Source organism: Streptomyces sp. NPDC014995 (assembly GCF_043080745.1).
Classification (GTDB): domain Bacteria; phylum Actinomycetota; class Actinomycetes; order Streptomycetales; family Streptomycetaceae; genus Streptomyces.
Window position 1 is genome coordinate 835,935 of sequence record NZ_JBIBVX010000001.1, and the last position, 22,725, is coordinate 858,659.

At 72.2% G+C, this 22,725-nt stretch carries 18 protein-coding genes; 8 read left to right on the forward strand and 10 right to left on the reverse strand.

Annotated features, from left to right (window positions below; translation table 11 throughout):
- Nucleotides 1-60: 60 nt before the first annotated feature.
- The 3 genes from ACF1A1_RS03735 (at nt 61) to ACF1A1_RS03745 (ending at nt 4,226) form a co-directional block, all read left to right on the forward strand.
- On the forward strand, nt 61-1,101 hold the full coding sequence (locus ACF1A1_RS03735; protein WP_391645063.1) for a rod shape-determining protein: 1,041 nt from the start codon (nt 61-63) through the stop codon (nt 1,099-1,101).
- 209 nt (nt 1,102-1,310) lie between these two features.
- Nucleotides 1,311-2,366, forward strand: a complete 1,056-nt coding sequence (locus tag ACF1A1_RS03740) for a glycoside hydrolase family 5 protein (RefSeq protein ID WP_391645065.1) — start codon at nt 1,311-1,313, stop codon at nt 2,364-2,366.
- A 132-nt stretch (nt 2,367-2,498) separates the two neighbouring features.
- Complete coding sequence (locus ACF1A1_RS03745; protein ID WP_391645067.1) at nt 2,499-4,226, forward strand: protein kinase; 1,728 nt, start codon at nt 2,499-2,501, stop codon at nt 4,224-4,226.
- Between the two features lie 26 nt (nt 4,227-4,252).
- Here the strand turns inward: ACF1A1_RS03745 and ACF1A1_RS03750 are convergent, their stop codons facing one another.
- Nucleotides 4,253-6,523 (reverse strand): DUF4157 domain-containing protein, encoded by a 2,271-nt coding sequence (locus tag ACF1A1_RS03750; RefSeq protein WP_391645069.1) that lies wholly within the window; start codon nt 6,521-6,523, stop codon nt 4,253-4,255.
- Nucleotides 6,524-6,802: 279 nt separating this feature from the next.
- Nucleotides 6,803-8,197, reverse strand: a complete 1,395-nt coding sequence (locus tag ACF1A1_RS03755) for a macro domain-containing protein (protein WP_391645071.1) — start codon at nt 8,195-8,197, stop codon at nt 6,803-6,805.
- Nucleotides 8,198-8,451: 254 nt separating this feature from the next.
- Here ACF1A1_RS03755 and ACF1A1_RS03760 point away from each other — a divergent pair, with 254 nt between their 5' ends.
- A complete protein-coding gene (locus ACF1A1_RS03760) occupies nt 8,452-9,255 on the forward strand; it encodes a macro domain-containing protein (protein ID WP_391645073.1) in 804 nt (267 codons plus the stop codon).
- A 71-nt stretch (nt 9,256-9,326) separates the two neighbouring features.
- On the opposite strand, the gene ACF1A1_RS03765 is transcribed toward ACF1A1_RS03760, so the two are convergent.
- From ACF1A1_RS03765 to ACF1A1_RS03780, 4 genes are all read right to left on the reverse strand, one after another.
- Entirely contained in the window at nt 9,327-10,115 is a 789-nt protein-coding gene (locus tag ACF1A1_RS03765; RefSeq protein ID WP_391645075.1) for a TIR domain-containing protein, read from the reverse strand.
- The gene (locus tag ACF1A1_RS03770; RefSeq protein ID WP_391645077.1) at nt 10,112-11,683 is read right to left on the reverse strand and encodes a hypothetical protein; all 1,572 of its coding nucleotides are present in this window, start codon (nt 11,681-11,683) and stop codon (nt 10,112-10,114) included. Before ACF1A1_RS03770 ends, ACF1A1_RS03765 begins: the two co-directional genes overlap by 4 nt.
- Nucleotides 11,684-11,709: 26 nt before the next feature.
- On the reverse strand, nt 11,710-12,399 hold the full coding sequence (locus ACF1A1_RS03775) for a hypothetical protein (RefSeq protein ID WP_391645079.1): 690 nt from the start codon (nt 12,397-12,399) through the stop codon (nt 11,710-11,712).
- A gap of 420 nt (nt 12,400-12,819) precedes the next feature.
- Nucleotides 12,820-13,425, reverse strand: a complete 606-nt coding sequence (locus ACF1A1_RS03780; RefSeq protein ID WP_391645081.1) for a CGNR zinc finger domain-containing protein — start codon at nt 13,423-13,425, stop codon at nt 12,820-12,822.
- Between the two features lie 67 nt (nt 13,426-13,492).
- On the opposite strand from ACF1A1_RS03780, the gene ACF1A1_RS03785 reads away from it, so the two are divergent.
- On the forward strand, nt 13,493-14,365 hold the full coding sequence (locus tag ACF1A1_RS03785) for an alpha/beta fold hydrolase (protein ID WP_391645083.1): 873 nt from the start codon (nt 13,493-13,495) through the stop codon (nt 14,363-14,365).
- 355 nt (nt 14,366-14,720) lie between these two features.
- On the opposite strand, the gene ACF1A1_RS03790 is transcribed toward ACF1A1_RS03785, so the two are convergent.
- Nucleotides 14,721-15,410 (reverse strand): response regulator, encoded by a 690-nt coding sequence (locus tag ACF1A1_RS03790; RefSeq protein ID WP_391645085.1) that lies wholly within the window; start codon nt 15,408-15,410, stop codon nt 14,721-14,723.
- A complete protein-coding gene (locus ACF1A1_RS03795; protein WP_391645087.1) occupies nt 15,407-17,071 on the reverse strand; it encodes an ATP-binding protein in 1,665 nt (554 codons plus the stop codon). The genes ACF1A1_RS03790 and ACF1A1_RS03795 overlap by 4 nt, the downstream gene beginning before the upstream one ends.
- A 235-nt stretch (nt 17,072-17,306) precedes the next feature.
- Between ACF1A1_RS03795 and ACF1A1_RS03800 the strand changes: the two genes are divergently transcribed.
- From ACF1A1_RS03800 to ACF1A1_RS03810, 3 genes are all read left to right on the forward strand, one after another.
- A complete protein-coding gene (locus tag ACF1A1_RS03800) occupies nt 17,307-18,167 on the forward strand; it encodes an ABC transporter ATP-binding protein (protein WP_391645089.1) in 861 nt (286 codons plus the stop codon).
- A complete protein-coding gene (locus ACF1A1_RS03805) occupies nt 18,164-19,045 on the forward strand; it encodes an ABC transporter permease (protein WP_391645091.1) in 882 nt (293 codons plus the stop codon). The genes ACF1A1_RS03800 and ACF1A1_RS03805 overlap by 4 nt, the downstream gene beginning before the upstream one ends.
- Nucleotides 19,046-19,132: 87 nt before the next feature.
- Complete coding sequence (locus tag ACF1A1_RS03810; protein WP_391645093.1) at nt 19,133-20,227, forward strand: ABC transporter substrate-binding protein; 1,095 nt, start codon at nt 19,133-19,135, stop codon at nt 20,225-20,227.
- A gap of 119 nt (nt 20,228-20,346) precedes the next feature.
- Here the strand turns inward: ACF1A1_RS03810 and ACF1A1_RS03815 are convergent, their stop codons facing one another.
- Together ACF1A1_RS03815 and ACF1A1_RS03820 are read right to left on the reverse strand one after the other, a co-directional pair.
- Nucleotides 20,347-21,021 (reverse strand): response regulator, encoded by a 675-nt coding sequence (locus ACF1A1_RS03815; RefSeq protein WP_391645095.1) that lies wholly within the window; start codon nt 21,019-21,021, stop codon nt 20,347-20,349.
- On the reverse strand, nt 21,018-22,712 hold the full coding sequence (locus tag ACF1A1_RS03820) for an ATP-binding protein (protein ID WP_391645097.1): 1,695 nt from the start codon (nt 22,710-22,712) through the stop codon (nt 21,018-21,020). Before ACF1A1_RS03820 ends, ACF1A1_RS03815 begins: the two co-directional genes overlap by 4 nt.
- Nucleotides 22,713-22,725: the final 13 nt, after the last annotated feature.

A 22,725-nucleotide genomic window follows, 5' to 3' on the forward strand; every position in this document is an offset into this window, starting at 1 on the left:
CACGCACGAAGGCCCGCCGGCCCGGCGGTCGCCACGCTCTGCGCTCTCGGGAGGACCCCCATGACCGCCAGTCTGGAGCAGTTGCGCCGCTGCCACTTCGCCGTCGACCTGGGTGCGGCGCGCACACGGGTGTACGTGAAGGGGGCCGGGCTCGTCGTCGACCAGCCGTCCGCCGCCGCCGTGAACACCCGGACCGGCGCGCTGATCGCGGTCGGCGAACTCGCCGAGAAGATGACCGGCCGCACCCCCCACTACATCCGCGTCACCCGCCCGGTCTCCGGCGGCACGGTGGTCGACATCGAGATGGCCCAGCGCATGCTGCGGCACCTGCTCGGCGACAAGATCCGCCGCCAGCTGCGCCGCAAGCCGTTCCTGCGCGGCGCGGCCTGCACCCCGCACGACGCGGATCCGCTGGCGCAGCGCGCGGCGATCGAGACGCTGGTCGGGCTGGGCGCCCGTCGGGTGGAACTCGTCGACACGCTCATCGCGGCCGCCGTCGGCTGCGGACTGCCCGTCGAACAGCCCGAGGCCACCATGATCATGATGTGCGGGGCGGCCGCGACCCAGGTCGCCGTCCTCTCCCTCGGGTCGATCGTGACCGCCGAGCGCGTCGCCGTCGGCGGCGAGGCCGTGGACCAGGCGATCGTCCAGCACCTGCGTCACGAGCACGAGCTGATGCTGCCGAGCCAGTCCGTACGTCCGCTCCAGCTCGCCCTCTCCGGCAACGGCCTGACCGCGCAGGGCCCGGCCTCCACGGAGATCCACGGCCGGGACGTCGCCACCGGCCTCGCCCGTTCCGTCCAGGTCGACACCGCGGCCGTACGGGAGGCGATCGAGACGCCGCTGACCGCGGTGCTCGACGGCATCGGCCGGGTGCTGCGGGACTGCCCGCCCGACCTGGTGGCCGATCTCGCCGACCGCGGGATCATGATGGTCGGCGGCTCCGCGCTGCTCCCCGGGTTCGACCAGATGCTGCGGAAGGCCACCGGCATGCCGGTGCACATCGCCGAACGGCCCGACATCTGCGCGGCGCAGGGCCTGGGCGCGATGCTGGAGGGCAGGCTCGAGCCGCTGACCCTGGAGCCGATCTCCACCGACTGAGGACCCTTGCCTCCGCCCCGCGGCCGAGGCCGCCCGGGCCGCGTGCGGCGGCGGTCGCCGGCTCGGGGGCTACGGACGTCACGTGTGGGAAACCTTGACGATCACTGTGGCGGGTGCCACGATTCCGGCGCCGCGATGTTTACGTAAACATGAGGCCGAGCGGTCGGTGATGTTCGCGTAAACATGAGGATCCCCGAAAGGCCAGGCCCATGCGCAGAACCCCCGCCGGAACCCGCCGCCGCACCCCCCGTCTCCGAGCCGCCGCCGTGGCGCTCCTGATCGCCGGGGCGGGCACCACCCTCGCCGGCAGCCCCGCCCAGGCCGCGCCGACCATGGACACCACGCAGTTCAAGGGCGTCAACTGGGCCGACCCCCGGGACAACTTCGCCGACGACCCGGTCGTCCTGTCGGGCCTGTCGCTCTCCGACACCTACGCCCAGACCTACACCAAGGCGAGCCGGGTGATATCGGCGTTCCGCGCGAACCTCGGCGCCAACACGGTGCGCCTGCCCATCAACCCGTACACGGTGAACGGCTCGTACGGGAAGTCGTACCGCGCGGTCATCGACGCGGCGTCGGCCAAGGGTTTCAAGGTCATCGTCTCCTACTGGGAGGGCACGGGCCCGCGCAAGGACGGCTTCATCGACGACGAGGCGACGTACTGGCCCATGTGGGACACCGTCGTCAAGGCCTACGAGAACGACCGGAACGTCTACTTCGAGCCGATGAACGAGCCGCACGGCTACACGGACACCGAGTGGGCCGACATGGCGGCGAAGTGGCTGGCCACCTACCCGTCGGTCCCCCGCAACCGGGTCTTCGTCAGCGGCGCCGGCTACAACGACCACGTCACCACCGTCTGCGCCGACCCGCGCCTGAAGGGCACCTACCTCTCCCTGCACCACTACGGGTTCTGGAAGGAGTACGCCACCTACGACCAGTGGGTGGCCGACCTCAAGGTGCGCATCGGCGACTGCGCGCACCGGACCGTCGCGGACGAGTTCGGCGCCCCGATGACCACCGGTCTCGACTACAACAGGCCGACGCCCGACAACAACTACATCAACTTCATGCAGGCCGTCACCGACACCTTCCGCGAGCTGAAGATGGGCTCGGTGTACTGGCCGGGCCTGCGCACCGACGACACCTACTCGCTCCAGAAGCTGGTCGGCGACCCGGCCCGCCCCTGGCTGACGACCACCAACCGGTCCGGCGCCGACCGCCTCGCCTGGGCATGGGGACGCGGCACGGCCGTCCGCCCCTGACCCGCTGCGGCCCGGGGACCAGCCCGGTCCCGGCTGAAGTCGGGGAATCCCTGACCGTACGCCGGGGCTGGGCTAGCCTCGTCTTCTCTTGAGGGCGAACTGGCGTACGTAGAAAACAACTTCGGGGGATTCGTGGCAGAACAGCGGCCGGTGCCGCCGGGCTCGACGACGAGCGCGGCGGCCGCGCTCCGACAGGCCGGCGCCGCACCCCTGCGGCCCGGCGACCCGGACCTGGTCGGCCCCTACGTGCCGCTGGCGCTCCTGGGCAGCGGCGGCATGGGCCGGGTGTACCTCGCCCGCCCCGTGGACGGCAGTCCCGGCCTGGTCGCGGTGAAGGTGATCAGACCGGAGTACGCGGAGGACCCCCGCTTCCGCCGCCGGTTCGAGCGCGAGGCGTCCGTGCACGCCCGGCTCCGCACACCGCACACGCCGAGGCTGTGCGGCACCGGATTCCGGGACGAACTGCTGTGGATGGCCACCGAGTACCTCCCGGGCCTCGACCTCGCGGAGGCCGTACGGGCGGACGGCGCCCTCGGCCCGGACGGGGTCTGGCGGCTGACGGCCGAACTGGCGCGGGCGCTCGCCGCGCTGTCCGCCGCCGGGATCGTGCACCGGGACCTGAAGCCCTCCAACGTCCTGCTGTCCGTGCGGGGCGCGCACGTCATCGACTTCGGCATCTCCAAGGCGGTGGACTCCAGCGCCATCACCGGCACCGGCAACCGGGTGGGCACCCCGGCGTACATGTCGCCGGAGCACCTGAGGACGGGCCACTCCGACACGGCGTCCGACGTGTTCTCGCTCGCCGGGACACTGGTCTACGCGGCGACGGGCCGGGCGCCGTTCGGCGACGGCACGGGCGTCGACGTGATGCACCGGGTGGCGTTCGAGGAGCCCAACGCGGAGGTGCTCGGCGAGATTGCCTCGACGGACCCGGCGCTCGGCTCCCTGCTCTCCGCCTGCCTGGCCAAGGAGCCCGCGGAACGCCCCACCCCCCAGGCCCTGACCGAAGTGGCCGAGGCCCATACCGCGGCCTCCGACTGGCCCGAGCCGCTGGGCGCCAGGGTGCGGGCCCGCGGCCAGGCGTACGACGCCCTGTACCGCGTCCCCGTCGCGCCGGGCACCCCGGCCCCGCCGGCGGCCGTCCCCGCCGGCTTGGCGGCGGACCCGGTTCCGCGGCATCCGTCCAGGGGCGGGATCGTGCCGCCCGCACCGTTACGCCGCTCCTGGCGCCGGCGGAAGCCGGTCCTGGCCGCGGCCGCGGCGCTCGCCCTGTGCACGGTGGCGGCGGCCGTCTTCGTCCTCACCCGCCAGGACGCCCCCGCCTCCGCCCACTCCGCGGGAACCGGCCGGACGGCCACCACCGGCGCCGCACCCGGGGACGCCTCCCCCGCCCCGGCCCCTGGCGACCCGTCCGCCGAGGGCGGCACCGGGAGAAACGCCACCGACCCCGATGGCGCCGCCGGCGAGGTCTCGAACCCGGAGTCGGCCCCGGAGCCGTCCGGCTCCCCCACCGACGGCGACCGCACGGACCTCCCGGCCGCCACCCCGAGCGCCCCCGGAACCCCGGCGCCCTCCTCCCCCGACAGCCCCTCCTCCAGCCCCGCCGCCCCGCCCTGGGTCTCCGACTGCGCCCACTACTCCGGCAACGGCCGCACCCGCCAGGGCGACACCGGCAAACGCGTGTCGCAGGTGCAGTGCATGCTGACGAAGCGCGGCTACGCCGTGGGGGACGGCGGCGTGGACGGCGACTTCGGCCCCGGCACGGAGTCCGCCGTACGGAGCTTCCAGAACGACAAGGGCCTGGGCGTGGACGGCATCGTGGGACGCGACACCTGGGCCGCGCTGCGGGGCCCGGAGTAGTCCCCGCGGCGCGGCGGCGGGCCGGCTCAGGCCGGGGCGCCGGGTGAGAGCCGGTGGGCGATGTTCGAGGCGTAGAGATTGCGCGCCCGGAGGCCCTCGACCAGGCCGTGTCGTGCGCACAGTGCGCGGAACTCCTGCCGCGCGGCTTCCATGACCGACTCGGACGAGGCCCTGACGGCACTCTCCTCGTTCGTCAGTTCCTCCGCCTTCTGCTGAAGGGAGAGCTTCACGCTCTCCTTCTTCTTGGGATCCACCGCCGCCTTCTCGGCGACGGCCCTCGCCTTCTTCGCCGCGTCCTCGGCGCCGAGGAGCCGGTCCTCGGCGGCGGTGAAGTCACGGGCGAGCTTCCTGACCCCGTCGATCAGTTCGGGAGCGAGTCCTTCCTCGCTCCTTCCGGTGACCAGATAGGCGTCGATGTTGGCGAGGTCCTCCTCGGCGAAGCCCTTGGGCAGAGAGGCGCCGTCCGGATCGCGCCCCGTCTTCTTCAGGTCCGCGTACTCCGCCTTCGGCGCCCTGTGCCAGTCGGCATGCTTCTGGTCCCCCTTCTGTTCGTCGAGGGTGAGCGACTTCTGGTACTTGCCCGAGCGGGTCGGCGGCGCGCTGACCCGCAGACGCTCATAGCCCGGCGCCATGCCGCCGCCCTTCGTACGGTCCGTGCCGTCGACCGCGTGCCAGGCCTCCATGCGGCTGCCCCCGATGGCGCTGTCGGGCTCCTCCATGTACCTGACGGTGAACCCCATGAGGGCCATCGCCTCCAGGTTCCCGCTGCGGAATCCCAGATGGCGGGTGGCCCCGCTGCGGTGCAGGTAGTCGAACACCAGGAACTGGCCGGTGCGGGAGTCACCGCCCCAGTCCTTGACGGCCGGGTCCTTCCAGAACTCGGTGAGGTCGACGACCCTGGCGCCGAAGTCCGGCACCCGCACCTCGTGCTCGGGCGGCGCCTGGCCCTCGTTGCCGTAACTGCCCGCGACCGCACCGTACTTGCGCTGCGGCTGCGCCTTCGGGGCGGCGTCGCCCACGATCAGCACCGTGTCCACACCACTGAGTCCGGCGATGATCTGCGCCATGCCGACGTAGCTGGAATCGTGCTCGATGTGGACCTCGCCCTTCTTGCCGCTGAACCGGGACCACAGGACCGCGATGGTCTTCCCCTTGGCGTCCACGCCCTTCCCCGCCAGCCACTTCTCGACCTGCGCGTCCTGGGGGTGGCCGGCCGTCGTGTCCTTCGCCAGTCCCCAGCCGGCCCGCACCTCCCCGCGCATCTCGTCGCTGAACCGGTCACCCACGTACTTCGTGGCGTCACCCACGGCGATGAACTTCTTGCCGAGCGCCGCCCCGGACATGGTGGCCGCGCCCTGGTCCTTGAAGTCCTCCTTGTACTGCGCCCCCACCGCGTTCTTCGCGGTCGCCGACGGGCCGACCTCGACCAGGTGGATCCGGTCGGCCGTGATGCCGGACGCGAGGTAGAACTTCTCGACGTTCTCGGCCGGCTTCCGCTCGCCCGGGGGGAAGGTGAGGTACACGTGCCGCGCCGGGTCGTGCATCAGCATGGCGGCGACCGCGAACTGGTCTCCGGAGGCGTAGCCCGGCTGGATGATCGCCACGGGAGGCTCCGCGGCGGCTTCGGACGGCATCCGCTGGACGAAGGACGTGCGGGCGCTGTCGGACCCCTTCGTCGTCCGGTCCGAGGCCTGCCGTTGAACCGGCGCCGGGCCTCGCAGCACCCTCGCCGCGGTGGCCTCCGCCTCGCGTTCGAACCGGTCCGAGGGGTCGGAGATCCTCAGTCCCGCCCCGTTGTCGGTACCGGCGACGGGCCCTTGGCGCTGCTGGACGACGTGGGTCAGCTCGTGGGCGAGGGTGTGCCTGTCGGCGCCGTCGTCACCGATGACGATGTGGTTGCCGGAGGTGTAGGCACGGGCCCCCACCTCCACCGCCGACGCCCGCGCCGCACTGTCGTTGTGGATCCGGACGTCGGAGAAGTCGGCGCCGAAGCGCGCCTCCATGTCGGTGCGGGTGGAGTCGTCGAGCGGCCGGCCGCCACCGCGCAGGACGTCGTGCACGGCGGAGCGCTGCACCGACGGTGGTCCGGGCCGGTGCCCGCATCCGGCACCGTGCTCGTGCTGCTCCTGGGCCCAGGCGTGCCCGGCCCGGCGGAGCAACTGCACCACCGCCGCGTTCCCGGCGGTGCCCTGAAGGGCGGGTATCCCCTGGAGCGGCGCGCTGCCTCCGGCGGGCGGGCGGGCCGATGTCCGCTCCTTGCCGGGGTCGGGCTGTCGGGCATTGTCTCGGGTGCGCACGGGTCCTCTTCCGGAGTCGGAATGCGATCCTTCCTGCTTACGCGACGGACGGGGACCGGGACCAGGTATCCGAGGGCAACACGGGCCGACCGAACGGGCAGTACTCGCCGACGGCGGAGTGGACGCGGCACCGAGCGCAGCGACCGGGGCAGGCGGCCCGGTCGGAAGTGTTCCGGAAGCGTTCCGGAAGCGGACGGTGGCTGTCGGCGGAAGCGGCCGACGTATTTCTGTGGGGAGGTGACCAGCACACCACCGCGCCCGGCCTCGCACCCCGGGCGGTCAACCGCCGGGGACGTGCGCGCCGTCCGCACCGGCCCCGCCCGCGGCCGGCGGGCCGGACAGCCCTTCGTCCACGTCCCGCAGGAACGCCTCGACCGCCGACAGATCGGTCTTCTCCAGCTCCTCGGCCCGCAGGACGACACGCAGCTCGGGGGAGACGGCGGGGTCGTCACGCAGACTCCGGGTGAAGGTGTCCACGACCATCAACAGCAGCTGTGTGTGGTCGAGTTCGACGATCCGGGCCAGCCCCGAGCCGATCAGCGGTGTCGCCACCGGCTTGAACCGCCCGTGCAGGGCGACCGACGGCCACAGGCGCTCCAGGCTCAGCCGCAGGTCCGCCGGCGCGGACCGGGCGCGCAGGTCGTTGCCCAGCCGGGAGTAGGCGAGGGCGAAGACGCGCCGTTTGCCGACGGGGAGCGCCACCGCCGTACCCACCGGATAGCGGGTGCGCCGGCCGCGTCGCTTCGCCCGGACGCTCTCCGTCGCGAGGGGGGTGAACTCCTTCAGGCCGCGGCGCAGCTGGTCGTCCAGCAGCCGGTGCCGGCCCTCGAAGAGCCGGTCGACCAGCTGGCCCTGCACGCTCTCCCGGCTGATCACCACGTCCTGGTCGGTGGAGGTGTCGAAGGTGTCGGAGAACCCGACGACCAGGTTGGCGTCCTCCTGGTCGAACAGGTCGCCGCGGACCACGACGACGTCCACCCGCAGCCCGCGCAGGGTGTGGCGCAGCAGTTCGTTGCCGTGCCGTTCCCGCAGCCGGGCGCGCAGACGCGCCAGGGTGGCGGCGGCCTCGGGGTCGTCCGGCCGTTCCCGGACCGTCTGCTCGGCCACCGGCAGGGCGAGGTCGTAGCGGCCCAGCGCGGTGTGAGCGCCGACCAGGTCCCGCAGGGCCGCCTCGCGCAGCAGGGTCAGCCGCCGTACGGGGACGGTGGCGAACTCCTCGTCGTGCACCTCGGCCAGTGGCCGCCCGCGCCACAGTCCCAGGGCCTCCGTCAGCAGCCGGACGGCCGAGGCCGGTGCGGCGCGCAGCGCGCCGCCCACCAGGTGCGCGAACAGGGCGCTGTCCAGCTCCTCGGTGCGCAGCTCCAGCCGGTAGGTGCTCTCCGCGCCACGGGCGGTCGGGAGCTGTCCGGTGCGTACGATCCGGGCGCCGGCACCGGGCCCGCCCAGATCGAACGCGCGGCGCAGCTCCAGGATCCGCTTCTGCACCTCGTTGCGGCCTCGCAGGTCCTGGCGCGGCAGTTCGGCGGACTGCTGCCAGACGTCCCGGTACAGCTGCCGGGCCGGGACGGCCTCGCCCTCGGCGGCGACCAGACGGACCAGCAGGCGCGCGGTGAGCGGTGTGAGGCGTGCCGGTGTGCCGTTCACGTCCAGACGGACGGGTCCCAGAACGCTCACGCGTACGCACGGTGTGCGGGTCTGCACGCGCCTCGCCCCCTCCGCCGCGTGACGTCCCGTCAGCAGTGTCGTCAGCGTACCAAGGTGCCCTGGAGGGAACCGTGCGATCGATCCGCCCGCTCTTCTCACCGCGTCCGCCCGCACGCGCCCCACGGCCCCGGCCGGGACCGCGCCTACGCCCGCGCCCCCGGCTTCCGGGCTCACGGCGCGGCCGGCGCCTGTTCGCGGGCAGTGTGCTCGCGGCCTTCGGCGCCGTGTCGGCCCTCGTGCAGTTCGTCGACCAGATGTTCCCGGCGGCCCTTCGCCACCCCGGTCTGGTGACGGCCGGCTCCGTGGCGCTGTGCCTGGCCTGGGGACTGGCCCGCGCGCGTCCCCAGGCCGCCGTACGGCAGGAGTTCGGGCGCCCCGGCATGACGGTGGTGGTCGAGGAGGGCGATCTGTTCGACCAGCCCGGCCATCTGGTCGTGGGGTTCACCGACACCTTCGACACCCTCGTGGACGACGGTGTCGTCATCAACGACAGCAGTGTGCAGGGGCAGTTGCTGGCCCGGCGCTTCGGGGGAGACGTCCGGCGGCTGGACGCCGAGCTGGCCACGGCGCTCGCCGGGGTGGCCCCGGTGGCGCGGGAGAGCGCGCGGGACAAGCCGCGCGGCAAACGCGACCGCTATCCGATCGGCACCGTCGCCGTCCTCGGCGGCCGGCCGCAGCTGGTCTTCGCCGTCGCCTACAGCCGGATGGGCAACGACTGCGTCGCCTCCTCCGGTGTTCAGGACCTGTGGCACGGCCTGGACCGGCTCTGGGACGCCGTCCACCGGCACGCTCAACTGGAGTGCGTGTCCATGCCGTTGACCGGTGCCGGGCTGGCGCGGCTGCACGACCTCGACGAGGACAGCCTGCTGCGGCTGATCCTGCTGTCGTTCGTCGTCCACTCGTGGGAGCGGGCGGTCTGCCGGGAGCTGCGCGTGGTGATCCGCCCCGGCGAGCTGGGGCGGATCGACCTGCCGGAGGCCGGGGCGTTCCTGGCGAGCCTCGCGTCGGGCGCCCGGCGCCATCTCTGACCCCGGGCGCCCCGGCGAGCGGTACGGGCCCCTCCCCCGGCCGTGGACGACCACCGGGCCCGTACCGCGGCTCACTGGGTGGGCGGCACCCCGCGCCCGTTGCGGCCGTATGCCCCCAGGCGCCGGTACGGCCAGGTCTGGCGCCAGTCGGAGCCGGTGTCGTTGACCTTGCAGCCCGCCAGCTTCAGCCGCTCGACGATCTTGCCGAGGGCGGTCTCGGAGCCGTCGAAGCGGATGACGTTCATGCCCGCGATGTCGGAGATCGTGCGCAGCTCGCCGATCTCCACCATCAGCGTCCGTTCCGGGTAGGCCATCAGCACCAGGCCCAGCTCGATCAGGACGTTCGGCCGGGGCTGCCCGGTCGGTTCCCTCTCGTACGACGGCTCGTTCGGGCCCCGCAGGTCCGGGTGCAGCTGGACGACGTCGTCCGGGGTGAGCAGCACCAGGGCCGCCTGGGCCTGGGCGGGGGCCGCCGCGACGACCTCGCCGAGGAACGGCGCGGTCTTGCCGGTGGCCTTGACCAGGTCCTCCCACTCCAGCGGATGCAGATCGAGCAGCCGCAGCAGGTCGAACATCTTCACCCGCACCTCCTCGTCCCGCCCGTGGACGACGAAGACGTTGCGGCTGCGGTCCGGGGAGGGCCGGTCGTCGCGGTTCCCGCCCGCCTGCGGCCGCTCGCCGGAGCCACCGGGCTCGGCGGCGGCCGCGGCACCGCTGGTGAAGTGCTGTGTTCCCGAGTTGCTGTTGTCCTGGTTCCCGGAGCCGAAGTTGCTGTGGCTGCCGAAGTTGTTGCCGTTGCCGAACGTGTTGTTGCTGGTACGGGAGCCAGCCGTGTCGGAGGTGTCGGCCATCGAAGTCATGCCCCCTGGTGGAAGTTCTGTGTGCCGGAGTTGCTGTTGTCCTGGCTGCCGGGACCGAAGTTGCTGTGGCTGCCGAAGGTGTTGCCGCGTCCGAAGTCCTGGTTGAGGATGTTCGTCTGACGGGCCTCGTGCTCGGCCAGGTCCACGTTGTGCTCGTGCAGGAAGTCGCGGACGACGTGGAGCAGCTGACGCTCCACGATCTGCGTGTACTTGATCGTGTCCGTCTCCTGGAAGAAGTGGTGGAAGTCGCTGCTGGTGGCCATCTCCCGGATGCTGGTGAGCGCCCCGCGGTTCAGCACGGCCTCCGCGTAGCGGCCGAGACCGAACTCGCTGGTGTCGGCCGGCTGGAGCACCGGGATGCGGGTCTTGTTCCAGTGCCACGGCAGCAGGTTCGGCAGCCAGGCACGCGCCTGGGTGAGGAGCGGTCTCACCGCGGCCGCGGGTGCGCTGCGCAGGGTGTGCCACGCGATGCGGCCGAGCAGCGCGGCGTCCAGGGCGGTCGGCAGCCGGTCCACCAGGTGGAAGCCCGCCTGGATCGGTGCCAGCACGTACGAGTAGAACTCGGTGTGCAGGGTGTTCCCCTTGAGGTCGAAGCCCACGAACGCCGTGGTGACCAGCTCCTGGTTCCACGAGCCCACCCGGACGCACAGGTACGCGCGTGCCGAGTCGTAGACGTCGTCCCAGTGGCCGTCGCCCTGCGCCGGGGTCCGCTCCCACACGCCGGTGCGGGTGGTGACGGCCGTGGTGAACGTGGACCGCTCGACGGCGAGACCGTCGATCCGCTCGGTCTGCCGTGCCTCGTCGCGCAGGTCGGCGGTCATGCGCTCGGCGACGTAGGCGGTGATCTCCTCGACGGTGAAGGGGATGACCTCCTTGCGGGAGGGTTCCTGGCCGCGCGCCCCCGTGCCGCCGGTCCTGTCCGCGCGCTGCTGCTCGAACACCCCGACCGGCGCCCCGACCAGCAGCTCGGCGGTCGACCAGCGCCGCACCGGCTCCCCGGCACCGACGAACGGCTTGTAGCCGCCGTAGCGGATCAGGCTGCCGTCCGCCGCCTGCTCGCGGTCGATCTTGGCCACCAGCTCGGCCGTCAGCCGGGGGTTCTCGGGGTACGAGCCGGTGAACGCGCCCGCACCGCCCGCACCGTCGGGGCGCCGCAGCCGGGTCATCAGGGTCTGCAGGGTGACGACCCGCCGCAGGTAGGCGGTGGCCCACACCAGCCACAGCAGCGCCAGGGTGCCGCTGAACCCGCCCAGGACATCGACGCCCATGAGGAAGAAGACGAGGCAGGCGCCCGCGCCGAGGGCGATCAGCCGGGCGCGGTGCAGCCGGCGCGCGGCCAGCGCGTGCCCGAGGACGGGAACCGCGTCGTAGCCGTAGGACGGTGCCACCACCCGGAACCGGTGGGTCAGCAACTCGCGGATGACGGTGGCGCGGTAGACCGCGTCGAGGTAGGTGCCCGCGCACAGCAGCCGGGTCGCGTTGCTCACCGCGTCGCCGGCCGTGCGATCGGCGGCCGGGCCGGCCGGTTCCGGCGGCGGGGCGGGTACGGAAAGGGTGTCGCTCGCCATGGCTTCGCTGCTCCGCTCTGGGGGGTTCATCCGGTACGGGTCATCGAGGCGGCGGTGATGACGCCGTCCACCACGGTGTAGGTGCCGCTGTACGACTGCTGTGTGCCGTCGCTCAGTTCGGCGCGGAGATCCACCGAGACGGTGTCGCCCTCGACGGAGTTGATGGTGACCACGTCCCGCGCGGTGTCGGCGAAACCCGCCTTGAAGGACGAGAAGTCGTCGTCGAGGTTCTTGCCGCCGAGCTCCCAGGCGGTCGCGAAGTCGTGCGCGTTGATGGCCTCGAAGTAGCGGGTGACCGTCGTACCGGGATCGTCCGACCCGTCGGAGGATCCGGGGCTCCCGGTCGGGTCCGTGCTGTCGGTGGGGTCCGTGCTCTCGGTGGCGCCGGTGTCGGTGGGGCCGGCGGTGTCGGCGGGCCCCCACAGCGACGTGTCGTCGGCGGCGGAGGTGTCCGGTGCCGAGGGGAACGAGTCGTCCGCGGGGTCGTCGGCGGACTGCCCGGTGACCGGCGGTGCGTACGAGTAGCCGTCGGTGCCAGAGGCGTCGGAGCCGGACTTCGCCGAGGTCAGCGTGGGCCAGAGGCCGATCAGCAGGATCAGCAGCAGGGGTGCCCCGGCGATGAGCAGTGCGAGCGTCCGCTCCTGTCCGGGGGCGGGTAACAGCCCGGGTGGCTGGTACGGCCCGCCGCGGTCGGCACGGTGGTTGACATGGCTCATGGTCCCTCGATTCCCGGCAGTTGACCGGAATCTCGCTCTTCTCACTGGCACTACCAGAGTCACAGACCGCGCACACGCCTTGACGCCCCGTCATACAGCGGTGCGGCAACTGTGCCCAGACCGTTTCCTTCCGGAGGTGACGCGGAACCGGGCCCCGCCCGATGCCGATCGGGCGGGGCCCGGTTCCGCATGACGAGATGCGACCAGAAATCCCGCTTCCCCAGCCAGACTTTCCGCCTGCTGATCCGCTTCCGATCCGCTTCCGGACCGCCCGCGTCCCTCCCGGCGGAGCCCCTCCGCCACGGCCACCGGCTGCCGCGGCGGCTCGACGGGCCGGCCGTTGCGCGTCCTCCCGCGGTGGCGGGGCCCTCCGCCCTCCCCGGTGGAACCGCCGGCCCGCCCGGGGCGGCCTTCCCCCCCTCATCCCTCGGGAACGTGATCCCGCTGTCTGGCTCGTGCCTGGTGGAGGCGGACCTTGGTGCGGTTGCCGCAGCGCGACATGGAGCACCAGCGGCGGTTGTGGGCGGGTGAGCGGTCGACGAAGCGCAGCCCGCAGCGGTCGGAGCCGCAGACGCGCATTCGCCGGATCTCGGCGGAGAGGAGCAGGTCGACGGCGTCCTGTGCGACGAGCCCGAGGGCGGTTTCGCAGTGGTCGGCGAGGTTCGCGGTGCCCGCGCGCTCCAGGCGCCCGCCCGTGACGACGAGTTGCGGGGCGGGCCTGGGGGCGGCCACCGCCGCTCGGTTGAGGACCGCCACGTCCTCGGACGCGGGCAGTCCGCCGTCGGCGACCGCGAGCACCGCCCGGTCGACCGCCTCCCGCAGTCGCCGGCCGGCTGTGAGGACGGCCTCGGTGGCGGTGCCGGAGTCGCCGGGTGCGAGCAGGCCGGCCTCGTGAAGCCAGCGCGTCAGGTCGTCCGGTTCACGAAGGGTCTCCTCGGGAGCGGTCCTCCACCGGTGCCGGAGGGTGTTGACGAAGTCCAGGCAGACCCGCCCGCCGTCCCAGATCCACAGGTCGTCCGTTGTCACGGGTCCATTGTGCACGCTAGCTTAACCCCCTAAGGGGGTTAGTCCCGTCTTTCCGAGGAGAGCCACCATGGGGCAGTCGACAGTGACAACCGGTGTGACGCGGGTGGACGGGGTCCGCCTGCATTACGTGCGAGCGGGTTCCGGCCCGCTGCTCGTCCTGCTCCACGGCTGGCCGCAGACCGCCCTGTGCTGGCGCCCGGTCCTCGCGGAACTCGCCGCCGACCACACCGTCGTCGCCCCCGACCTGCGCGGATACGGGCTGAGCGACAAGCCCGTAACCGGTTACGACAAGCGGCGGATGGCCGCCGACATGGCCGGCCTCGTGGAGGCACTCGGCTTCGAACGCGCCGCGGTCGTCGGCCACGACCGCGGCGCCCGCGTGGCGCACCGCTGGGCGCTGGACCGCCCGGAGCAGGTGGAACGGCTGGCCGTGCTCGACGTGGTACCGACCCGGGAGATGTTCCGCCGGCTCGACGCCTCGGTCGCCTCCGGCTACTGGCACTGGCTGTTCCACCTCCAGCCCGATCTGCCCGAGCGCCTCGTGGGGCATGACGTCCGCGGATATCTGGAGTACTTCTACGAGCGGTGGACCTACAACCGCCACGGGCTGACACCCGAAGCGGTCGATGCCTATGTCGAGGCGTTCTCCCGCCCCGGCGCCCTGCGCGCCAGCTTCGACGACTACCGCGCCCAGGAACAGGACCTCGCACTGGACGACGCGGACTACGCGGCGGGCCGCCGCCTGGCCATGCCGGTGCTGGCGCTGTGGGGTTCCGTGGGGCTGCCGGCCCGTCTGCCGGCACTGGAGATCTGGCGCGGGTACGCGGAGGACGTCACAGGGGCGGAGATCCCCGAATGCGGCCACTTCATCGCGGAGGAGCGCCCCGAGGCCCTGCTGGAACATCTGCGTGACTTCCTGGCCGGCGGGACGATCCGGTGACGCCGCAGGCGCCGCCACCGTGGCAGAGCCTCCGGCCGAGTGGGCGCAGAGCCCGCGGCAGCCGGGGTCCGTGCGGCTCGGCGACCTGACCGCGACGCGCGCGGCGACGTCGGCACAGGAGTCGGAGGGCTTCGGCCGAACCGCGGTTGTCGATGCACCAGCTCGATCTGCGGCCCGCGCCCGACGATCACCACCGGGTACCGGCGGTACGGGCCTGCTCGCGAGGTGCGACGCCGTCGGACCTCGCCCCGCACGCCGGTGACCACGCCTCCGCCGCGGAGCACGACCTGATCACCTGGAACGTACCCTCACGGCCGGCGGGCCGAGCCCTGTCGGGTGGGGCCCGGCCCCCGGCTCAAGGGGCGATCCGGTACCGGTGTTCGGGGCGGCCCGTGGCTCCGTAGCGAAGTTCCAGCCGGACCATGCCCTCCCGTACGAGGTACGAGAGGTAGCGCTGGGCCGTGGCGCGGGAGACGCCGGTGAGTTCGGCGGCCTGGGCCGCGGACAGGGCCTCGTGGGCGGTGCGCAGGACCTGGTGCAGGAGGGCGAGGGTCGGCGCGGAGTGCCCCTTGGCCGGGACCCGGGGGACGGCCGGTGGCCGGGCGGCGCTGAAGAGGGCGTCCACGTCGGCCTGGTCGGTTCGGGGGGCCAGGCCGAGGGCGTCCGCGCGCTGCTGGAGTTCCCGGTAGGCGGTGAGCCGCTCGGCCAGGTCGGCGGAGCCGAACGGCTTGACCACATAGCCCACGGCGCCGAGCTTCATCGCCGTCCGCACCGAGGTGATGTCCCGGTCGGCGGTGATCATGATCGCGTCGGGGCGGGCGCCGCCCTCGTCCCCGCTGAGCTGCCGCAGCACGTCGAGTCCGCTGCCGTCCGGCAGGAAGACGTCGAGCAGCAGCAGGTCGGGGTGGAGGGCGCGCACCGCGTCCAGCGTCCCGGCCACGGTCGCCACCCGGCCGACCACCTCGAAGCCCTCGACGCGGGACGCGTAGTCGCAGTGGATGTGGCTGACGCGGAAGTCGTCCTCCACCACCAGGATCCGGATCATCCGCGGTCACCTCTCGTCGGCGAGGCCATCGTGAACTCCGCGTCCGCCGGTAGCGGTGTGGGGTCCGGCAGCGGCAGTGAGACGGTGAAGACGGCGCCCGGCCCCTCGCTGACCGTGATCGTCCCGCCGTGACGCTGGGTCAGCCGGTGGACGAGGGCCAGGCCGAGCCCGCGCCGGGCGGTGCCCCGGTCGGGCCGGGTCGACCAGCCGTCCTCGAAGATCGACTCGGCGGCGCCCGGCGGAATCCCCGGGCCGCTGTCCTCGACCCGCACCATCACCTGGTCGACGGCCTCCACCAGCGCGAGCCGCACCTCGCGGCCACCCGCCGGGGGCGGCCCGCCGGCCGCCGCGTCGATCGCGTTGTCCAGCAGGTTGCCGACGATGGTCAGCAGCCGGCGCAAGTGCGGCGGGTCCTCGCCGAGCGCGGAGTCGTCGCTGAGCACCATCCGTACCCCGCGTTCCGCGGCCACCGTGGTCTTGGCGACGATCAGCCCCACGAGCAGCGGGTTGCCGATCCGTTCGCGCACGGACTCGGTCAGCGCCTGGTCGGCGCCGGCCGACTCGACGGCGTACTCGAAGGCGGCGTCGTGGTCGCCGATGTCCAGCAGCCCGGCCACGGTGTGCATGCGGTTGGTGAACTCGTGCTGCTGGGCGCGCAGGGCGTCGGTCAGCCCGCGCACCGAGTCCAGTTCGCGCAGCAGCCCGATCAGTTCGGTGCGGTCGCGCACGGTGACCACCGCGCCCAGTTCACGGCCGCGCAGCGTCACCGGCATCCGGTTGACCACCAGGCAGTGGTCGTCGGTCAGCACGCTGAGGTCGGTGCCGGTCAGGGTGCCGTCCAGGGCGCGGCGCAGCCGCCCGTCGGGCAGCACCTCCTCGAGCCTGCTGCCGAGCGCCGTCCCGAGGCCGAGCAGGGTGCGGGCCTCGTCGTTGACCACGGTGATCCGGCCGTCGGGGCCGAAGGCGATCACTCCCTCCCGGATGCCGTGGAGCATGGCCTCGCGGTCCTGGAGCAGTCCGGCGATCTCCTCCAGTTCCAGCCCGAACGTCGACCGCTTCAGCCGCCCGGCCAGCAGGAACGCCGCCGCCGAGCCGAGCGCGACGGCGATCGCGGCGTACAGGCCGAAGGTGGGCAGTTCCCGCCACAGCTCGCCGAGCACGTCCCGTTCCGGGAGGCCGGCCGACACCTCGCCGACCAGGGTGCCCGTGGGCCCGTACAGCGGGGCCTTGCCGTTGGCGGACCGCCCGGTCGCGCCCTGGTCGGAGCCCACGTGGGTGTGGCCGTCCAGCACCACGATCGGATCGCCCACCGGCTCGCCGATCAGCGCCGGGTCGGGGTGCGAGTGGCGGATGCCGCGCAGGTCGATCACGACCACGTACGACGCCCCCGACGCCTTCCGGATCCGTTCGGCGACGGTCTGCACGACGGCGCCGCCACCGCCGTCCTCCATGGCCTGCCGGATCTGCGGCTCGGCGGCCGTGGTCTGCGCGACGGCCAGTGCCCGCTGCTCGTAGGAGCGGTCGATCTCGGCCCGCTGGGCGAACGAGAACAGGACGAAGCCGATGGCTCCGGTGAGGGCCAGGATGGCCAGCTGGCTGGTCAGGATCCGCGCCGAGAGCCTCCCCTTCCGGCCGCGGCCGATCCGGATACGGATGGGCATCACAGGTGCCTTCGCCCTTGTCGTGCTGCCGGGCTCGACCCCTTCGCCGTACCCGTGGTGGCGTGATTGTGTCCCACCGGGGGCGGATTGCCCACCCCCCGGCCCGCTGAGCAGAACGCGCAGAACCCCTGTTAACGCGACTAACGCGGGATACGCCTGAAACAGCGACGTAACACCGGGCGGCCTCTAGCGTCTGCCTTCCTCGACCTCCGAGTTGGGAAGGAGACGGCCTCAGATGGCTTCGCGAAACGATGTCGCGGCCGGCCCCGTCGCCGAGAAGATCGGCCGGGACGGCGCGCGAGTCGAGATCTCAGGACTCACCAAACGATTTCTGACTCCCGCGGGTGAGGTGTTCACGGCACTGCGGGACGTCTCGTTCACCGTGGAGCCGGGCCAGTTCTGCGCGGTGGTGGGCCCGACCGGCTGCGGCAAGTCGACGACGCTGAGCCTGGTGTCCGGGCTCGACCGGCCCAGCGAGGGATCGGTCAAGGTCGGCGGCCGTGCGGTGGACGGCGTCACCGACGGCGTCAGCTTCATGTTCCAGTCCGACGCGCTGCTGCCCTGGAAGACGGTCCTCGGCAACGTCCTGATGGGCCCCGTCTTCCGCGGAGTGCCCAGGCAGCAGGCCCAGGCCTCGGCCCGCGACTGGCTGCGCCGGGTGGGCCTGACGGGGTTCGAGGACCGCTACCCGCACCAGCTCTCCGGCGGCATGCGCAAGCGCGTGGCGATGGCCGCGGCGCTGATCAACGAACCCAAGATCCTGATCATGGACGAGCCGTTCGGCGCCCTGGACGTGCAGACCAAGGCGATCATGTCGACCGAACTGCTCGGCCTGTGGGAGCAGATCCGCCCGTCGGTCATCTTCATCACCCACGACCTCGACGAGGCCGTGGCGCTCGCCGACCGGGTCGTCGTCATGACGTCCGGCCCCGGCTCGGTCAAGGCGGTCTTCGACATCGACCTGCCGCGTCCGCGCGGCTCGGTCCAGGAGATCCGCTTCCAGCCCCGCTTCATCGAACTCCAGCACCAGATCTGGGACTCGCTGCGCGAGGAGGTGGAGCGCGCCTACGCACGCACCGCAGGAGGTACGGCATGAGTACGGCGTCCACCGTGTCCCCCGCCCCGGTCAGGGACGGCTCACAGGTCTCGGCGGCGGCCGCCGCCAGGAGCGCCGTCCGGCGGCGCACCGCGCTGGTGTGGGCGGGCCGCGTCGGTCTCGCGGTCTTCGTCATCGGCGGCTGGCAGGCCTTCACCACCTGGGGGATCGTCGACAAGTTCTTCTTCGGGCAGCCGTCCGGCATCGCCCAGCGGCTGGTCGACCTCTTCCGGCACGGCACCGAGTTCGGGTCCTTCTACGCCAACATCTGGACCACGATCCAGGAGGCGCTCGCCGGCTTCGCCCTCGGGGCCGTCACCGGGGTGGTCTTCGGCGTCGCGCTCGGCCAGAGCCGCTTCCTCGCCGACGTGCTCGGCCCCTACATCAAGATGGTCAACGCGATCCCGCGCATCGTCCTCGGCTCGATCTTCATCGTCGCGTTCGGCATCGGCGTGCTCCCGAAGATCCTGCTCGCCGCGGTGCTGGTGTTCTTCATCGTCTTCTTCAACGCCTTCCAGGGCGTCCGCGAGGTCGACCGCAACATCCTCGCCAACACCAGGGTCCTGGGCGCCTCGCAGTGGCAGATCATCCGGCACGTCACCGTGCCGTCCGCCCTCACCTGGATCATCGCCAGCCTGCACAGCGCCTTCGGCTTCGCCATCGTCGGCGCGCTGGTCGGCGAGGTGCTCGGCGCGCAGAGCGGCCTCGGCCTGGTCATCAAGACCGCGCAGAACAACTTCGACCCCAACGGCGTGTTCGCCACGATGCTCGTCATCTCGGTCATCGTGCTCGGCGCCGAGTGGCTGATCGGCAAGCTCGAGCACCGGCTGCTGTCCTGGCGCCCGCCGGCCCCGTCCGAGGCCGCCAACACCATCTGACCACCGCCCCTCCCCGCCCCACCCTCCCTCCCTTCCCTCCCCTCCTTGTCTCCCCCTGTTCCACCTCGGAAAGGAATGTGGTCAGCCATGTCCGGACGACCCGCCGCCCTCGCCGCGTCTCTCCTCACCGTTCTCGCCCTCGGCGCGGTCAGCGCCTGTTCCAGCGACTCCGGCAGCACCACCGCGAGCAGCGGCTCCGGCGGCACGCCGACCGTGAAACTCATGGTCGGCGGCATCGACAAGCAGATCTACCTGCCGTACCAGCTCGCCCAGAACCTCGGCTACTACAAGAAGTACGGCGTCGACGTCCAGCTGAGCACCGAGCAGGACGGCGGTGTCGGCGCCGAGGAAGCCATGGCCTCGGGGCAGGTGGACATGGCGGGGGCCTGGTACAACCACACGATCGAATTCCAGGCGAAGGGCAAGGCGGTCGAGGACGTCGTCCAGCTCTCCGGCGCGCCGGGCGAGCGCGAGATGTGCGCCAAGAAGTCGGGCGTCCACTCGGCGGCCGACTTCAGGGGAAAGACCCTCGGCGTCACCGACCTGGGTTCGGGCACCGACACCCTCACCCAGTTCCTGGCCGCCAAGAAGGGAGTCAGGACCAGCCAGTACCACCGGATCGGCGTCGGCTCGGGTTCCACCGCCATCGCCGCGTTGCAGAACGGCAAGGTCGCCTGCGTCATGACGACGCAGCCGACGGTGGCCGCGATCGAGAAGAAGGGCGTCGGCACCTCCGCGATCGACCTGGCCACCACGGCCGGTGCCACGGCGGCGATGGGCGGCGCCTATCCCGCCGCCGGTGTGCTCGCCCGCACCGACTGGGTGAACGCGCACAAGGACACGGTGCAGAAGGTCGTCGACGCGCTCGTCGCCACCATGCACTGGATCAGCACCCACAGCGCGGCCGACATCGCGGACAAGCTGCCGGCGTCGTTCGTGTCGAACCAGTTGGTGACCAAGGCCGACTACATCGCGGCCCTGAACCAGGACAAGGGTCAGTTCCTCCCCGACGGCATCATGCCGTCCGGCGGTCCGAGGACCTCGTTGGCGACGGAGAAGCTGGTCGGCGACGTGAAGACGTCGGTGGACCTCAGCAAGACCTTCACCAATGACTTCGCCGTCCAGGCCGACAGGACCGAGGGCTTCAAGACCACCACGCCCCCGGCAGGACCGAACGGCTGAGCCTGCACCGCCCACGGAGCCGCCCGAGCGCAGTCGGCCGGGCGGCTCCAGACGGTGGCCGGCAAGGGCCCACCAGGGGTCCGGGATTCCGGGCCGGCAGGCCGGACGGGCGGCTCCCGTCAGGCGTACCAGTGGTAGCGGCGCTCGGGGCGGCCCGCGTGTCCGTAGCGCAGCGACACCTGGGCCCGGTTCGTGGCACTGAGGTATTCGAGGTAACGGCGGGCGCTGACACGGGAGATGCCGACCCGCGTCGCGCACTCGGCCGCGGACAGGGTTCCGTCGGCCGTGCGCAGTGCGCGTTCGACCAGTTCCGCGGTCTCCACACTCATACCCTTCGGCAGCGTGGGTGTCTCCGCGGGCGCCGCCACCAGGCCCAGTGCCCGGTCCACGTCGGCCTGCCCGTTGACCATGGCGGCGTGCAGATTGCCGCGCCGGGCGCTGTAGCGTTCCAGCCGCTCCTTGAGGTCGTCGGCGTCGAACGGCTTCAGCAGGTAGTCGACCACACCCTGGCGGACGGCGCCCCGGACGGCCTCCGCCTCGCGGGCGGCGCTGATCACCAGCACATCGCAGTCATAACCCGCCGTCCGCAGCCGGGGAATGACGTCCAGACCGAACATGTCGGGCAGATAGAGGTCGAGCAGGACCAGGTCGGGCCGCAACTCGGCGACGGCGGCGAGCGCCTGCTCCCCGCAGTTCACCGTTCCGACCACACGGAAGCCCTCGACACCGTCGACGAATCCTCGGTGGATACGCGCCACCATGAAATCGTCCTCGACAACCAGTACGTCGATCACCGGACTTCCTCCGTCTCGCGATCGGTCAACTGCCCCACGGACATCCGCGCCGTGAACATGGCGCCCGGTTCTGTGTTGGCCACCGACACCTCACCACCTCTGCGCGTGCAGACCAGCCGGGTGAGCGCCAGGCCGATGCCCCGGTCGCCGCCCTGTGCGGCCTTCGTGGTGAAGCCGTGGGCGAACACCTCCTGCGCGAGCTCGGGAGCCACGCCGGGACCCGAGTCGCGTACCACGATCTCCACGCTCGAGGCGTCCTGGCGCAGCTCGACCTCCACCCAGGCATCGTCCTCGTGGTCCGAGGCCGCGGCCGCGGCCGCGTCGAGGGCGTTGTCGACGAGATTGCCGAGCACCGTCGCCACGTCCGCGGAGTCCGTCGGCTCCAGCCTGTCCAGCGCCGTGAGTTCCGAGATCCGCAGCCGGACCCTGCGCTCCGCGGCGAGCGCGGACTTGGCCATGAGCAGCGCGGCGACGGCCCGGTCGCGGACCCGGCTGGTGAGGGTCAGATCGAGCGACTCACGGTGTTTGCGCAGGGCACGGACGTAGCGTACGACCTCGTCGTGCTCGCCGATCTGGATGAGTCCCGAGATGGTGTGCAGCTGGTTGGAGAACTCGTGGGCCTGCGCACGGAGCAGTTCGGTGCTGCTGCGGAACGAGCCCAGTTCGCGTTCGAGCTGGGCCAGCTCGGTACGGTCCCGCAGGGTCGTCACCGAGCCCAGCCGGCGGCCGTCCTTGGTGACGTCCATGCGGTTCATCACCAGCACCCGGCCCCGGCGTACGACCACCTCGTCGCGCCGCTCGGTACCGTGTCGGGCGGGTTCGGGGCCGTGCTCGGCGCCTTGTTCCCCGCCGGTCCCGGCCAGTACGTCGTACAGCCTGCCCGCGATCCCCAGATCGCCCAGGCTCATTCCGACGCAGTCCTCGGGAAGTTCGAGCAGTCCGCGGCCGACCTCGTTGACCAGGGTGATCCGTAGCTGCGGGTCGAGCGCGACCACGCCCTCGGCGATCCCGAACAGCATCGCCTCGCGGTGCTCGGCGAGACCGGCGATCTCCCGGGGTTCGAGGCCGAGGGTCTGTCGCTTGATCCGCCGGGCCAGCAGCCAGGACCCGGCCACCCCGAGCACGCTCGCGATGCCGAGGTAGGTGAGCAGATACGACGAGGCGCCGCTCAGCCGCTGCCAGACGCTCGGTGAGGCCCGTCCGACCATGACCGTGCCGAGATGCTCGCCGACGGGCTGTGTGTCACCGAGCACCGGGACCTGGGCCACCAGCTCGCGGACCCCGTCCACGGGCAGCTCCCCCGACCAGCCGCGCGCCTGCGAGACGCTCGGCCCGTCGACCGGCAGCCGCGTCCCCACCAGCGTGGGGTTGGTGGCCGCCACGATGTCGCCCTGGGCGTCGGCGACCGTGACGGAGGTGACGTTCGCCTGGGTGAGCTTGGTCTGGAGCAGCGGCGCGAGGGTCTCGCCGGGTGCGGGACGGACGAGCTGGGTGCGCAGGAGTGGATTTCCGGCCATTTCCTCGGCGAGGGCGGTGACCCGGCGGCCCTCGACCCGGTCGAACGTCGCCTTCGACTGCGCCAGCGAGACGGCGGCCACCGCGACGAGCACGATCACCACGATGGCGAGCTGCAATACCAGCAGCTCACCGGCGAGCGTATGGCGGCGGGACGGGCGGGACGCTACGACCACTATGAACTCAATC

Bases quoted from the DNA above. Each gene is read 5' to 3' on its own strand.
- ACF1A1_RS03735 (WP_391645063.1), top strand. From the start codon at position 61: ATGACCGCCAGTCTGGAGCAGTTGCGCCGCTGCCACTTCGCCGTCGAC.
- ACF1A1_RS03740 (WP_391645065.1), top strand. From the start codon at position 1,311: ATGCGCAGAACCCCCGCCGGAACCCGCCGCCGCACCCCCCGTCTCCGA.
- ACF1A1_RS03765 (WP_391645075.1), bottom strand. From the start codon at position 10,115: ATGACTTCGATGGCCGACACCTCCGACACGGCTGGCTCCCGTACCAGC.
- ACF1A1_RS03770 (WP_391645077.1), bottom strand. From the start codon at position 11,683: ATGGCGAGCGACACCCTTTCCGTACCCGCCCCGCCGCCGGAACCGGCC.
- ACF1A1_RS03775 (WP_391645079.1), bottom strand. From the start codon at position 12,399: ATGAGCCATGTCAACCACCGTGCCGACCGCGGCGGGCCGTACCAGCCA.
- ACF1A1_RS03785 (WP_391645083.1), top strand. From the start codon at position 13,493: ATGGGGCAGTCGACAGTGACAACCGGTGTGACGCGGGTGGACGGGGTC.
- ACF1A1_RS03790 (WP_391645085.1), bottom strand. From the start codon at position 15,410: ATGATCCGGATCCTGGTGGTGGAGGACGACTTCCGCGTCAGCCACATC.
- ACF1A1_RS03795 (WP_391645087.1), bottom strand. From the start codon at position 17,071: ATGCCCATCCGTATCCGGATCGGCCGCGGCCGGAAGGGGAGGCTCTCG.
- ACF1A1_RS03800 (WP_391645089.1), top strand. From the start codon at position 17,307: ATGGCTTCGCGAAACGATGTCGCGGCCGGCCCCGTCGCCGAGAAGATC.
- ACF1A1_RS03805 (WP_391645091.1), top strand. From the start codon at position 18,164: ATGAGTACGGCGTCCACCGTGTCCCCCGCCCCGGTCAGGGACGGCTCA.
- ACF1A1_RS03810 (WP_391645093.1), top strand. From the start codon at position 19,133: ATGTCCGGACGACCCGCCGCCCTCGCCGCGTCTCTCCTCACCGTTCTC.